This window comes from Anaerotruncus sp. 80 (assembly GCF_009936115.1).
GTDB lineage: Bacteria > Bacillota > Clostridia > Peptostreptococcales > Anaerovoracaceae > Senimuribacter > Senimuribacter intestinalis.
This window is the reverse complement of sequence record NZ_QWES01000021.1, coordinates 1-12,359: the sequence shown is the minus strand read 5'-3', so window position 1 is coordinate 12,359 and position 12,359 is coordinate 1. Positions and strand designations below refer to the sequence as shown.

14 protein-coding genes are annotated in these 12,359 nt (G+C 45.2%); all 14 read right to left on the bottom strand.

Features of this window, described 5'->3' with window-relative positions; all coding sequences use genetic code 11:
- Positions 1–79: 79 nt before the first annotated feature.
- The gene (locus tag D1155_RS11295) at positions 80–1,549 is read right to left on the bottom strand and encodes a HAMP domain-containing sensor histidine kinase (RefSeq protein WP_160202517.1); all 1,470 of its coding nucleotides are present in this window, start codon (positions 1,547–1,549) and stop codon (positions 80–82) included.
- Positions 1,542–2,240 carry a response regulator transcription factor gene (locus D1155_RS11290; RefSeq protein WP_160202516.1) on the bottom strand — a complete coding sequence of 233 codons (699 nt, stop codon included), beginning with the start codon at positions 2,238–2,240 and terminating at the stop codon, positions 1,542–1,544. Before D1155_RS11290 ends, D1155_RS11295 begins: the two co-directional genes overlap by 8 nt.
- A 137-nt stretch (positions 2,241–2,377) precedes the next feature.
- Positions 2,378–2,986, bottom strand: coding sequence for an ABC-2 transporter permease (locus tag D1155_RS11285; RefSeq protein WP_160202515.1), 609 nt, complete (start codon positions 2,984–2,986; stop codon positions 2,378–2,380).
- Positions 2,980–3,843, bottom strand: coding sequence for an ABC transporter ATP-binding protein (locus tag D1155_RS11280; protein ID WP_160202514.1), 864 nt, complete (start codon positions 3,841–3,843; stop codon positions 2,980–2,982). Before D1155_RS11280 ends, D1155_RS11285 begins: the two co-directional genes overlap by 7 nt.
- A 4-nt stretch (positions 3,844–3,847) precedes the next feature.
- Positions 3,848–4,219 (bottom strand): GntR family transcriptional regulator, encoded by a 372-nt coding sequence (locus D1155_RS11275; RefSeq protein WP_160202513.1) that lies wholly within the window; start codon positions 4,217–4,219, stop codon positions 3,848–3,850.
- Positions 4,220–4,787: 568 nt separating this feature from the next.
- The gene (locus tag D1155_RS11270; protein ID WP_160202512.1) at positions 4,788–5,450 is read right to left on the bottom strand and encodes an RDD family protein; all 663 of its coding nucleotides are present in this window, start codon (positions 5,448–5,450) and stop codon (positions 4,788–4,790) included.
- Positions 5,440–6,399 carry a signal peptide peptidase SppA gene (gene sppA / locus D1155_RS11265; RefSeq protein ID WP_160202511.1) on the bottom strand — a complete coding sequence of 320 codons (960 nt, stop codon included), beginning with the start codon at positions 6,397–6,399 and terminating at the stop codon, positions 5,440–5,442. The genes D1155_RS11270 and sppA overlap by 11 nt, the downstream gene beginning before the upstream one ends.
- 15 nt (positions 6,400–6,414) lie before the next feature.
- The gene (locus D1155_RS11260; protein WP_160202510.1) at positions 6,415–7,020 is read right to left on the bottom strand and encodes a lactate utilization protein; all 606 of its coding nucleotides are present in this window, start codon (positions 7,018–7,020) and stop codon (positions 6,415–6,417) included.
- A gap of 13 nt (positions 7,021–7,033) precedes the next feature.
- Complete coding sequence (locus D1155_RS11255; protein WP_160202509.1) at positions 7,034–8,251, bottom strand: MFS transporter; 1,218 nt, start codon at positions 8,249–8,251, stop codon at positions 7,034–7,036.
- Between the two features lie 16 nt (positions 8,252–8,267).
- A complete protein-coding gene (gene thiD / locus D1155_RS11250) occupies positions 8,268–9,053 on the bottom strand; it encodes a bifunctional hydroxymethylpyrimidine kinase/phosphomethylpyrimidine kinase (RefSeq protein WP_160202508.1) in 786 nt (261 codons plus the stop codon).
- 3 nt (positions 9,054–9,056) lie between these two features.
- On the bottom strand, positions 9,057–9,731 hold the full coding sequence (locus D1155_RS11245) for an HAD family phosphatase (RefSeq protein WP_160202507.1): 675 nt from the start codon (positions 9,729–9,731) through the stop codon (positions 9,057–9,059).
- Complete coding sequence (thiE, locus tag D1155_RS11240) at positions 9,728–10,372, bottom strand: thiamine phosphate synthase (RefSeq protein ID WP_160202506.1); 645 nt, start codon at positions 10,370–10,372, stop codon at positions 9,728–9,730. Before thiE ends, D1155_RS11245 begins: the two co-directional genes overlap by 4 nt.
- A gap of 274 nt (positions 10,373–10,646) precedes the next feature.
- Positions 10,647–11,210 (bottom strand): cysteine hydrolase, encoded by a 564-nt coding sequence (locus D1155_RS11235; protein ID WP_160202505.1) that lies wholly within the window; start codon positions 11,208–11,210, stop codon positions 10,647–10,649.
- Positions 11,194–12,177 (bottom strand): DMT family transporter, encoded by a 984-nt coding sequence (locus D1155_RS11230; RefSeq protein ID WP_160202504.1) that lies wholly within the window; start codon positions 12,175–12,177, stop codon positions 11,194–11,196. The genes D1155_RS11235 and D1155_RS11230 overlap by 17 nt, the downstream gene beginning before the upstream one ends.
- Positions 12,178–12,359: the final 182 nt, after the last annotated feature.

The following is a 12,359-nucleotide window of genomic DNA, read 5'->3' as shown; positions in this document are numbered from 1 at the left end:
AAAGTACAATAAAAGAGACTGACTCACAAGGCATGCGCCCTGATATGTACCTGAGTTCAGTCTCTTTTTCGTTACAGTTTTACTCTCCAATCAGCACTTCTTTTGAAGGTTGCTGTTCTTTTTCCATGTCTGCCTGCGTATTTTCTTCCTGCTCCAGCTCTTCTGCCGGCAAAGTCGGAATCAGAATTCTCACCGTAAAGATACGTTCCTGTTCATCGTAAGAAAAATCGCCGCCAAGGTCGCTGCAGATTTTTTCGCAGGTCTTCAGCCCGATTCGCGTGCTTTCCACTTTCTTCGCTTCCTCAGGCATGCCGTTAATCGCCAAAATCTTGACATTCTCAGCTTCCGTCTCTGCATAAATGCAGACTACTTCATTCTTGTCTGCATACTTCATAATGTTAGAAAAAATATTATCAAATAGTCTGCGTAAACCAGAAATATCCGCTCTAATCTGCACTTCTGGTATATTAAAGTAGAATTCTACCTGATATCCATAGCTGATAATCTCCGCACTGTGCTCAGATAAAAGCTGCTGAAACAAAATACTCGCATCGAATACTTCCAATTCCCTGTCAGTTCCCTTATTTCCGAAGACCAGAAAATACTGAAACAGCTTGTCAGATAAATCCTTTAACTGGAAAGCCTTATCCCTGCAAGAAGCAATATATCGTTCCAAGTCCTCCTGGCTTTCGTATTTTCTTCCTTCAATGATATCCAGATATCCTATCATGGATGTCAGCGGCGTTCTGATATCGTGAGACATGGAAGTAATCAGCTGATTATTAGCCTCCCACGCATCTTTTTCACTCTGATGTTTTTGTAAAATGGAGTCCCTCATGACATTCACACCGTCAGCCAGCATGCCGATTTCATCATTACGCGTGCCTTTGATTTCATGATCCAGTTTTCCATCACTGACAATATTTACCTCCGTTGCCAGAGTCATAATACGCTTTGCTATATACCCGTGGTATAAAAGCAGCACCAGAAATAAAGTCAAAAAACTCAAAACCAGACTGACAGTCTCGGTAATTTGTCTCCAGCCTTCTTCTTTGTATATATCGATATAGGTATAATACTTTTTATCTGCGTACTGAATAATTCGATTTCTTACATCTTCCTGAAAAGACTCCGGCTCAATTCGCGCCACCTTCTGCTGCGGCAGATAATTCTCAAGCTGTGTATCGCTGTCCTCTGTAATTCCTTCATCTACCGTATTCTCGTTAGACGTCACCGCCCATCCTGCATCTAGCATTACGTTTTCGTTGTCCCATATGTAAAGATAGGTGTAATCCTGATCAGATACCCACTCCCGGAGCACATCCGTATCCGTCGCCTTCACGTGATGCTCCTCAATATACTGCTCTAAGTCCTCAAAAGCAGCATTGACATTACGCTCAATTGCCGGTTCGCTGGTAAAGTTGACACTAATCATATAGTTTGAAAACCAGGTGCTGACCAAATACATACATATTGCCAGAAAAATTCCCATCAGAGTGACGATTGCCATTTTCAGGTTAAGGGAAACAAATTTTTTCTGTTTACTCAACCTTGTACCCCTTTCCCCACACTGTCTTGATGATTTTCGGTTTATTTACGTCCTCTTCCAGTTTTTTACGCAGATTCAAAACATGCACCATAATAGTATTGCCCGCAGACGGCAGATACTTTTCTCCCCATACACCTTCGTAAAGGTCTTTGTTCTCTACGATTTCGCCCCGGTGCTCTATGAAATAGCGCAAAATATCATATTCTTTATCTGTTAGCGGAATCTTTTTGTCGCCTCGAACCGCCGCTCTCGATTTGCTGTCAATGGAAATTCCACCGACAAGGGTCTCTTCCGTTGTAAGAGGAAACCTGCTGTAATACTCCTTATATCTGCGAAGCAGGGATTTTACTTTCATCAAAAGCTCCGTCTGTGAGAACGGTTTCACCAGATAGTCGTCACCACCCTCAGAATAAGCCTCCACCTTGTCCTGCTCCTGAGACTTTGCCGTCAAGAATAGAACCGGCACCGATGAGGTTTCTCTGATTTTGGCACATACTTCCACACCGGACATACCCGGCATCATGATGTCTAATATTACCAGGTCTACCTGCTTATGTTCTTTTATCTTTTCCAGTGCAATTTCTCCATTTTCGGCCTGGTCGACAACGTATCCTTCACTGCCAAGCAGCACGGTTAAAACCTCTCTGATATTCGGGTCATCGTCCACAACTAAAATCTTATATTGCATCATAAACTGTCCTTTCTTTCCCTTTTGCACCTCCTATTTTATACCGATATTACAAAAAAATATAGTAAAACCCATAGAATTTAAGAATTTTTAAGAAAAGGAAAAGAGACTCGCAAGCGCAAGTCCCTGTAAGTAACCACCTATTGATATTTCCTTTTGTACACCTTCATGGAAATCCCCATGGAAACAATCACTGCTAAAGCTGAGATGCACACACCAGCAACAAGATAGATTCTCGGGTTAAAATTCCAGAATTCCAGGTCAATGCTGTGCACAGTTAAAAATGCCAGCCCCACCGTAATTAAAATATAGACAATTCTGCCCCTTTCAGCACCCATCTTAAAAATAATCGGCAGGTTGATTGACATTAGAACCAAACTGCAGCAGAATACCAGCAGCAAAACTAAAAGTTTTTCCGTGAGGAGTTCCAGATTGCCTTCCCTTACCAGCATGAATACAGCCGAGGAAACGATTTCGATGACAGCAACTAATGCTGCGCCGATCATGCCGATTAGATACTTGGAAATTACGATATCCCTAATCTTATAAGGCATCATCTGCGCATAAGTGCCCCATCTCGACTGTTCATCAAAAGCCAGTGCCGTAATCGGTAGCATAGTCATATACATTAGCGCAAACCCATTGGTTGCCTCATTTTGAATTATTGCAAATCCAATCATTAAAATGAAAAACAGCTTTAACTGTCTAAAAAGCACCATACTGTCCTTAATTAAAAGTCCCCTTAACATTTCCCCCGCACTCCTTTCGTCATATACAGCATAATATCCTCGATGGTAGCCTTCTCCAGCATAAAAACATCGCTGACCAGTTCTCTTTTCACCAGACACGTAATCCCATACTGACCGGTGCGCATGCCTGCCACGGCTTCAGCCGGCACATCGGCAAACTGTTCTTTGCTGCACTTCAAAATCCCGTATTCCTCCAAAAGCAAATCCTTTTCCTTACAGAACAAAAGCTTTCCCTGATGGATAAACCCAATATAGTCGCAAAGTTTCTCAAGGTCGCTTAATATATGCGAAGAAATCAGAATAGAGTGATCCGGCTCTCTGGTAAAATCATAGAAAATCTCCAGAATTTCATCTCGCACGATTGGGTCTAATCCGCTGGTTGCCTCATCCAAAACCAAAAGCTTCGGGTCGTGAGAAAGCGCAGCCGCAATAGAAAGCTTCATCTTCATGCCTCTGGAAAAATCCTTGAAGGCTTTCTCTTTTGGCAGACCCAGTCTGGTAAGATATCCAAAATAAGTTTCCTCATCCCACTTCCGATAAGTGGCTTTCATAATCCTATTTACATCACTGGCATTGAGCACACCCGGAAAGGTCGCCTCATCCAGAACTACGCCAATCTCTTCCTTCAGCCTGTCAAAGCCGGCATCCTCGTTGTTCATCCCCAGTACCTGCACCATTCCGCTGTCTCTCTTCAAAGTATTCATAATCAGCCTGATGGTAGTAGTTTTTCCTGCGCCATTTTCCCCAATCAGACCCAGAATACAGCCCTTTGGCAAATTAAAAGTGATATCCTCCAGGGCAAATCCGTCCAGCTTTCTGCTCACAGATTTCAGTTCAATGGCATTCTCATAGCTCATCTCTTTACTCCTCCTCCAGCAACATCAACATTTCAGCAAGCTGCCCACAAGTCAGACCACAAACCTTTCCCAGCTTTAAAATCTCCATCATCTTAGCTTCAATCTGCTTTAGATGATTTTCTCGAATCAGTTGGGTGTTCTGCTCTGCTACAAAACAACCCTTACCCGCTACGGTATAGATAAACCCCTCCTGCTCCAACTCATCATAAGCTCTTTTTGTAGTAATCACGCTGATTCTAAGATCCTTCGCCAGAGAGCGAATAGACGGCAGTGCGTCTCCCTCTGCAAGCATACCGGCGATAATCTGATTCTTAATCTGCAGATAAATTTGCTCGTAAATCGGCTGCTGACTTGCATTGCTAATAATAATATCCAAGGTGGCCTCCTTTGATTCGGTGTATGATTTACCGTATATATACAGTATATACAGTTATAACAGTTTGTCAAGGCTTTTTTATAATTTTAATGAGAGGACAGCAGGTTCGTCCGACTGCGTGCCATCTTTGGCGGATTTTTTTGTATACATGGCGTACACCTGAAGAAATCCGCCATCTTCCTTGCTTTTTAGAGGGCGAAATGGCGCGCACTCTAAAGATTTGAACGATAGCTAAGGGCAGCTACTGCTAAATCCGCCGGTTCTTTTTAAATTTAGGTCAAAGATGGCGTTTTATTGAGGTAGCGCGCCATCACCACTCTAAATAACCATAAAACATGGCGTGCCGCAAAGGGGGGGCACGCCATGTATACAGGAAAATATTCCAAAGATGGCGTTTTACTGAGGTAGTGCGCCATATACACAGAAAAAACAAGGATTGTCGGCGCACAGCCCTAGTTATTGGGTAGTGGACATTGGCCGCGGGTCCTCACACCAATCCTTCCACAACAAAAAAGGGCGCTGCATGAACGGTGATTACCCGTCAATACAGCTGCCCTCTTTAAATTTCTTATTTTTCGTCTTCTTTACGCTCCTTCGGCCCCTGATTCGAATCTACGTGCATGTAGCGCTCGTAGATATCGCCTGTCGGAGGCGTTGGCGGCACGCGCGGCGGTATCGAAGATGCCGGAGGCACAGACGGCGTTGGCACATCCACTGAGTCAACCTGCCGATACCGCTTATTGATATCTCCGTTAATATAGGTCGGTATCCTCTTCTCATAGACCACTCTGGTGTCGCAGAGAATATCGTGGAGTCCCTTTTTCTCGTTAGTAATTCCCACCAGAATATATCCGATACCGAGAATAAAGGAGGACAGAAATCTGCCGATAGTTTCTCTGTAAAGTACATCTACAAAACTCAGCTTTTCCGCATCTGCACTTACCACCTTTAAGTTCAGCGCTTTTTTCCCAAGGGTTGCTCCTGCATAGTAGGTGCACAGTACAAAATAGACAGCGCCTGCTGCGTACAAAATACCATCTCTAAAGGAGTACTGGAACAGGAAGCTGCTGTCCAGCGGATTGTTTTCCAAAAGCATGCCGAAGCTGAGAAACAGTACCAGACGCACCACCAGCTGACCCAGCCATACCAGCACCATATCAATGAGGTAGGCTGCAAGGCGCGCCCAGAATCCTGCGTACACCTGCACCTGACAGTTGGTATTACTGCACATAATACATAAACACCCCGCTTTCAAATTCTTCAGCGGTTTCTTTCAGTACCTGACTGTCCGATTTCGGCAGCAGGTTTTCAACCTTTGCAAAGAGTGCAGTCCAGAAATCTGTTGCTGAATCCAGACGGTAGTACTGATCTACACCCAGCGTATTGGAAACCATTTCCTTTGCCTCTTCATAGCTGGCGATTTTATCAATCAAACCATTTTGGGCCGCCTGTTTTGCAGTATAGGTTCTGCCGTCAGCCAGCTTGCGCACTTCTTTTTCTGTCATATTTCTTCCATCAGCTACGATTTTTACAAATTCGCTGAAATATTCGTCCACCTGGGACTGATAAATCTTCATCTGCTCATCGTTAAAGGTTGCCGCCTTATTAGCACCGCTTGTGATGGCGATGTTTTTGATACCCAGCTTTTTGTAAAGGCCGCTCAAATCATAGCCGCTCATAATAACACCGATAGAGCCGGTCACTGTATTCTGGTTGGCATAAATAGTGTCCGCTGCCATGGAAATCATATAGGCACCGGATGCCCCGGTATGCGCCATGTAGGCATAGACTGGTCTTCCCGTTTCTTTCTTATACTCCATCAGCTTGTCATACATTTCCTGAGATTCATAGACAGTACCTCCTGGGGAATCCACATAGAGCAGAATCCCTTCGTTATTGGAATCGTCGATTAAACTGTCAATGTAATTAAGGTTGGTAGAGTGGCGATAGGCCTCCGTGCCGTACAAATCATCGCTTTGCGCCTGAATAGTTCCCACAATATCTACAATAGCGATATACTCTCCTGCCGGCGGCACAAATTCCACATCACCGTTTAAAATTTTTTCTGTTGCACGGTCAAAAATCCTATCTGAAACCGTATTCGTCATAACACTGGCAACACCGGTTACAATGAACAAAATCACTGCAACTACCAGTCCAATCGTCTGTTTGGTTTTCATACTTTCTCCCTTCTATTAATATCCCAATTCTTCATTTATTAGAATGATCTCCATCTCGCAGGAGAACATTTTTCCAAAATAAATCACCATGCCGTTGCAGATTCGCTCCGGACTGCTGCAATCATAGCACTTGTCACTCTTTAATGCACATGGCGTATTACAGGAAAGACGTTTGGCATTTTTCGGCGCAGCGATATTTCTGGCTCTGTCTATGGCCTGCTGCAGGTCTGGCATAATCTTGTTGGCGCCGACAATAAAGTATACTTTTTTATGTCCATAAAGACTTTCTGAAAGGCGATTGCCCTTGCCGTCAATATTTACCATTTCTCCCGTTTCACTGACGCCATTGGCGGAAGTCAGATAGATTTTTGCACCTGCCGCATGGATGGTCAATTCCTCTACTGACATCCCTCCTGCCGGCCGCCAATGCCAATAGACATCGTTATGGGAGGATAAAATTTCGTAAAGCCCCATCTCTTCGATCGTCATAGAACCGCCAATTCCTACGGAAGTCCCGTCAATTTCCCTGTTCAGATAATCTGCTGCCTCTTCCTTTGTAGAAAATATGACCGCCTTATAGCCTTTCTCTTTAAATGAAGCTGCTGTTATTTCGAGGTTCATCTCTATAACTCCTTTATTTTTTAATTCGATCAACTGTCGCTAAAATAATGACCGCACCTGCTGCTGTAATAATCAAAGACACCAGCGTCAGCATTTTCGCACCACTGATATCCAAAATCGCACCGCCGGCAAGGCTGGAAAGCATGGTAGTAATGGTCACCATCATGGTAAAAACCGACTGTCCTTTGACTGCCTCTCCCTTGCTCATAATTTCATCGATAAAGTGCACCATGGCAGGCAGGAATAATCCAAAGGCAATAAGCTGGAAAACTTGCGCCGCTAATATCATGGATACCGATGCAGCGATGTGGCACATCAGTATCTTTATTGTAAATCCAATTGCCGCAACTTTCAACATGAATTGACAAGTAAATTTTGCCCGAAGCTTATCAAAGAATACCAGAGTCGGGATTTCCAAAAACGCCATCAACGACAAAATTCTTCCCATATCCGCACTGTTTCCCCCAACTTCCGTCACAATCTGCATGAGATAATTGTTCATAACCGAGTTACTGAAATACAGCCCGATGACACCGATATTGGCAATAAAAAAAAGCTTATTTCTTCTAATAAATTCCAGTAGATTGATGTCTTCTGCAATTTCTACCATTTCTGTTAGGTTCTCTGCCGCTGTCTCTTCAGCCGCCTCCCGCTTGCCGCAGTTCTTTATTTTGTCGTACTGCCTCTTGGTCATAAGAAGACTGATTGCCATCATTGCCATGACAATTTCCGCACTGATAGGCAGCACCTCAATACCAAAGCGCGCAACCAGCACCCCCAGCACTGCACACAATAGCGAATAAGACAGCGAACCTACGCTTCTTGCAATTCCGAAATTGATGTGGATACCGCTTTCTGAAAGCTTAAAGCTAAGCGAATTAATCAAAGGCTGCACCGCCGTATGCCAGGCGATGAGCAAGACGAAGACCACAGAAAGCGCCACGGATTTTCCCTGCAGCGCAAAGAGGCCTACCGTCATCACCATCATCATAATGGTCATAATCTGGCTGATTCCGATGGTTGAAATTTTCTTTGATCGATCCGCCAAATCAGCAACCAGTGGCTGAATCACCACCGCCACCACATTGGCGACCGCTAAAATAATGCCGATTTCTGTGTTCAGATAGCCTCTTCCCAGCAAAAACACAGACGCAAAGCTACTGACGATTCCGTAAATCATCCAGTAAGTGCCGTGTATGCACCCGTAACTAAAATTCAATCTAAATTTCATTTTCTAATGCTCCTTGTCAAACCCAATAGGCGTGATCCATCGGTCCGCTTCCTGCCCCTAAATCCAGCATAGCGGAAAGCGCTTCGGAAATGTATTTTTTTGCCTGTTCAACTGCGACTTCAAGTTCCAGCCCTTTTGCCAGCCCCGCCGCAATGGCGCTGGACAGAGTGCAGCCTGTACCATGGGTGTTGGGGTTGTCTATCCGCTCCCCGTAAAACCACCTGCTGCCATCTTTATCTAAAAGAAAATCATTGGGTTCGCCCGTCTGATGTCCACCCTTTAATAAAACGTTGCATCCAAACTTTTCCTTTATTGTCTGAGCTGCTGCTTCCATATCTTTCTGCGTCTTGATCTTTCTTCCGCACAAAAACTCTGCTTCCGGAATATTGGGTGTAACCAGTTCCGCCAAGGGCATCAGCTGTTCGCAAAGAGCTTTAATCCCCTCGTCTGACAATAGTTTTGCACCACTGGACGCAACCATCACCGGATCCAAAACAATATGCTTTGCCTTGTATAAGGTTAGCTTCTCAGCGATAACATCCACCAGCGCGGCTGATGAAACCATGCCGATTTTTATTCCATCGGGATAAATATCGGTGAAAATGGCGTCAAGCTGCGCTGCCAAAAACGCCGGCGTTATGTCCATGACATCCCTCACACCGGTGGTATTTTGTGCTGTCAGCGCGGTAACAGCGCTCATGGCATAAACCCCGTTCATGGTCATGGTTTTAATGTCCGCCTGAATGCCTGCACCGCCGCTGCAGTCGCTTCCTGCAATCGTTAATGCTGTAAATTTCTTCATCTGCTACCTCTCTAGGGAAGGCACTCCCAAAAGTCTATCAAAGTCAAGTTCTTCCAAAGTTCTTACATAAATATCCACCTTCTGCGACAGCTCCGCCTGCTCTTTTTCGCTTACCGGGTCATAAACACCGACGGTTTTCAACCCTGCCGTTTTAGCGGTTTTTACGGAGTACAGCCCATCTTCGAAAAGCCATGTTTCAGATGGCTTTGTGCCCATAATTTTCATGGCTTCAAAGAAAATCTTCGGCTCCGCTTTGCTGGTTTTCCACTGGACGCAGCTGAGAATTTCTGCAAAGTAACCCGTATAGCCCAGTCTGTCAAATGCCATGCGGATATAGTCCTCTGTAGTAGAGCTGGCAATCGTCATGGGTATTCCCTCTGTCTTCAGCCTCTCCAAAAGCTGCCTCGCGCCCGGCTTAAATGCCGCTTCATCTGCATAATATCCTGCTACTACGCCGTTAATGCCTCTCGTAATTTCCTCCGCAGACTGCGCCAGCGCATACCGCTCCTTTACGTAGACTGCACCCATATCCACGGTCATCGTAAACAGTTTGTCACCAAGACCTGCTTCCGCTTTCACGCCCAAAGACTGCAAATACCTTGCCCCTGCGTCGGTCCACACGTGCATAGTATCAAGAAGTACGCCGTCCACATCAAAAATGACACCTTTTAGACTCATCTTCCTTCCACCATCACTTTCACTTCTTCTTTCAAGTCCCTAGCTGCTTCCTCGATATTTTTCTGCCCAAAAATGGCGCTGATGACTGCCACCCCGCAAAGACCCCTGCCGGAAAGCTTTCCTACATTTTCCCGGGTAATGCCGCCGATTCCAATGACCGGAATATTCACCGCCTTGCAGATTTCTGCCACCGTTTCGTGGCTGATTTCCGCAGCGTCTTCTTTTGATCCAGTCTGAAAGACCGCCCCGACACCCAAATAATCTGCGCCCATCGCCTCTGCCGCTTTCGCCTGTTCCACTGTCTTTGCAGAAACGCCGAGGATTTTGTCAGGTCCGATGATTTCTCTCACATTCTGCCCTTCCAAATCCTTCTGACCTACGTGAACACCGTCAGCGTCAATCTCAGCCGCAAAGTCTGCATAGTCGTTGATAACAAAAGGTACGCCATACTTCTTGCAAAGCGCCTGAATCTCTTTCGCTTCTGCGAGAAGGGCATCGCGCTCCATATTTTTCTCTCGCAGCTGAATAAAAGTAGCTCCACCCCTCAGGGCCTTCTCCACCTGCTCATACAGGCTTTCTTCCCCTAGCCAGGATCTGTCTGTCACTGCATACAGCAGCAGGTTCTCACGGGTCAGTTTCATAATCTGTTCCTTTCTTTGCTAGTATAGTGTTTCGCAAATAACTAAGTCAATCCACGGCGGACATTGACAAATCCATATATTTTTTTGGATTTTGTCAATGTTCGCCCATTATTTTTGCGTAAATCGCAGGTTTTTCTCCGATTTTTTGACAAAATTGACAAAAAATCGGTTTTCTGTCAATTTTGTCAATAAAATCTGCCTAAAACATTGTCAGAATTGACAAATTCTCAGGATTTTGTCAATTTTAGCAAACCGGTCAATGTGATTATCCATACTACCAAATAATCTTTGCGCCAATGTGCTCCATATCTTCCATATTTGCTCTCTGAATTTCTTCCGTCTGGGAAGAACAGCATTGTTCTATAATGATAGTTTCGTAGTCTAGCGCGATAGCGTCGTAGCAGGTGGTTCTGACGCAGTTTGGCGTGGTGGTTCCAATGAGCACCACTGTTTCTATCTGCAGACGACGCAGAATTAAATCCAGCTCTGTCTGAAAAAATCCGCTCCATCGTGGTTTAATAATCTGATAATCCGAAGGCTCTGCCATAAGCCCTTCCGCCAGTTCTTCACTATTTATGCCCGTTGAGCCTGGTGCCATGGTACCGCCGCCGGCTTTCCACGCTGCTTTTCTGGTAAATTCCACATCGCTTCCGTCAGGGCGATACTGCCGTCTCACCCAAAATACCGGCGAGCCCGCCGCTCTTGCTTCTGCGATAACTTTTGCGCACGCTGGCACTGTTGCTTTTGCGCCGGCAATACAATGCGCCGCACCCGGCTCTACAAATGCCTTCTGCATGTCGATGACAATCAGCGCCGCTTTTTTATGAAATATACTCATGACCTTCGTCCTCCAATTTTTCACGTTCCTGTCTCTGCTGCATTTTGTGATCCCCGTACATGGAAACCAGTGAACTTGCCAGAATTAGTCCAATACCAGCCATCATAGTAGGAGGGATTTCATCTCCCAGCACTACAGCCGCAGCCGCAGCAGCCAGCACCGGTTTAAAGAAAAATACCATAGATGCTTCCTGGGCAGACACGTATTCCATTGCCATGAAATAGGAGGCGTAACCCATGCCGGTAACAAAGAGCGCCACGTACAGAAAATACGGCAGGTTTCCCATGTTATATCCTTCCAGAAACGGAATATTGACAAAGCTGCCAAGTCCGTGACCTTCCAAAAATGCGCCGACACCTCCAATATGACTGAGCGCCGCAAATGTCATCATCTCAATGCTTCCAAAGAAAAAACTGCCGCAGGTCAGAGCGATACCGCCCAGCTTTCTGCTTTCACTCTTTCCCAGCACACCGTAAAGTGCAAAGGTCATCCCAGAAAGCAGAACAAATATTACTCCTGTCACATTGAGTCCCGGGTGCCACGGCTGCACGATACAGATGACGCCCAGCAAGTCCCCGATGACTGAAATCAGCTTATGCCCTGGCAATGCTTCTTTTAAAATAATCACTGCAAAAATAGTAACAAAAAGTGGATTGCTGCTAAACAGCACCGCTACCTTTGAGGCTTCAATATGTAAAATCGACAACTGATAGCATGTCATACTGATTAGCACACCGATGAGTCCCAGCACTGCAAACCATTTGATATCAGCTCCCGTAATGCGCTGATTTCTCTTGCGAAGTCCTGATATGGCAAAAGGCAGCAGCACAATGCCGCCGACAAAAAATCTTCCCATCGTAATCTGAATGGGATGAAACTCTCCCGCTGACATTTTCAGCACAATTTCCATAGAGCTGAATAGAATCGTCGCTATAAAAATGCAAATATATCCTTTTTTCTTATCCATGGGTTCCTCCCTCACCTGCAAAAATATTCTTCCCGAACCATTATAGTCCTGCGAAGCGTGAAAATCAATAGAATGCAGATGCAAAAATAAGGAGCTGTCTCAGCAGTGAACTGCTACCCGTCAAGTAGACAATTAAAAAAATAAAATTTTCTGACCAGTCGGAAGTGTTTTCCGACTGGTAT

What these genes read in the sequence shown, in the direction of transcription:
- D1155_RS11285 (WP_160202515.1), bottom strand. Translation starts at nt 2,986, where the DNA reads ATGTTAAGGGGACTTTTAATTAAGGACAGTATGGTGCTTTTTAGACAG.
- D1155_RS11280 (WP_160202514.1), bottom strand. Translation starts at nt 3,843, where the DNA reads ATGAGCTATGAGAATGCCATTGAACTGAAATCTGTGAGCAGAAAGCTG.
- D1155_RS11290 (WP_160202516.1), bottom strand. Translation starts at nt 2,240, where the DNA reads ATGATGCAATATAAGATTTTAGTTGTGGACGATGACCCGAATATCAGA.
- D1155_RS11245 (WP_160202507.1), bottom strand. Translation starts at nt 9,731, where the DNA reads ATGAGTCTAAAAGGTGTCATTTTTGATGTGGACGGCGTACTTCTTGAT.
- D1155_RS11255 (WP_160202509.1), bottom strand. Translation starts at nt 8,251, where the DNA reads ATGAAATTTAGATTGAATTTTAGTTACGGGTGCATACACGGCACTTAC.
- sppA (WP_160202511.1), bottom strand. Translation starts at nt 6,399, where the DNA reads ATGAAAACCAAACAGACGATTGGACTGGTAGTTGCAGTGATTTTGTTC.
- thiD (WP_160202508.1), bottom strand. Translation starts at nt 9,053, where the DNA reads ATGAAGAAATTTACAGCATTAACGATTGCAGGAAGCGACTGCAGCGGC.
- D1155_RS11230 (WP_160202504.1), bottom strand. Translation starts at nt 12,177, where the DNA reads ATGGATAAGAAAAAAGGATATATTTGCATTTTTATAGCGACGATTCTA.
- thiE (WP_160202506.1), bottom strand. Translation starts at nt 10,372, where the DNA reads ATGAAACTGACCCGTGAGAACCTGCTGCTGTATGCAGTGACAGACAGA.
- D1155_RS11270 (WP_160202512.1), bottom strand. Translation starts at nt 5,450, where the DNA reads ATGTGCAGTAATACCAACTGTCAGGTGCAGGTGTACGCAGGATTCTGG.
- D1155_RS11260 (WP_160202510.1), bottom strand. Translation starts at nt 7,020, where the DNA reads ATGAACCTCGAAATAACAGCAGCTTCATTTAAAGAGAAAGGCTATAAG.
- D1155_RS11235 (WP_160202505.1), bottom strand. Translation starts at nt 11,210, where the DNA reads ATGAGTATATTTCATAAAAAAGCGGCGCTGATTGTCATCGACATGCAG.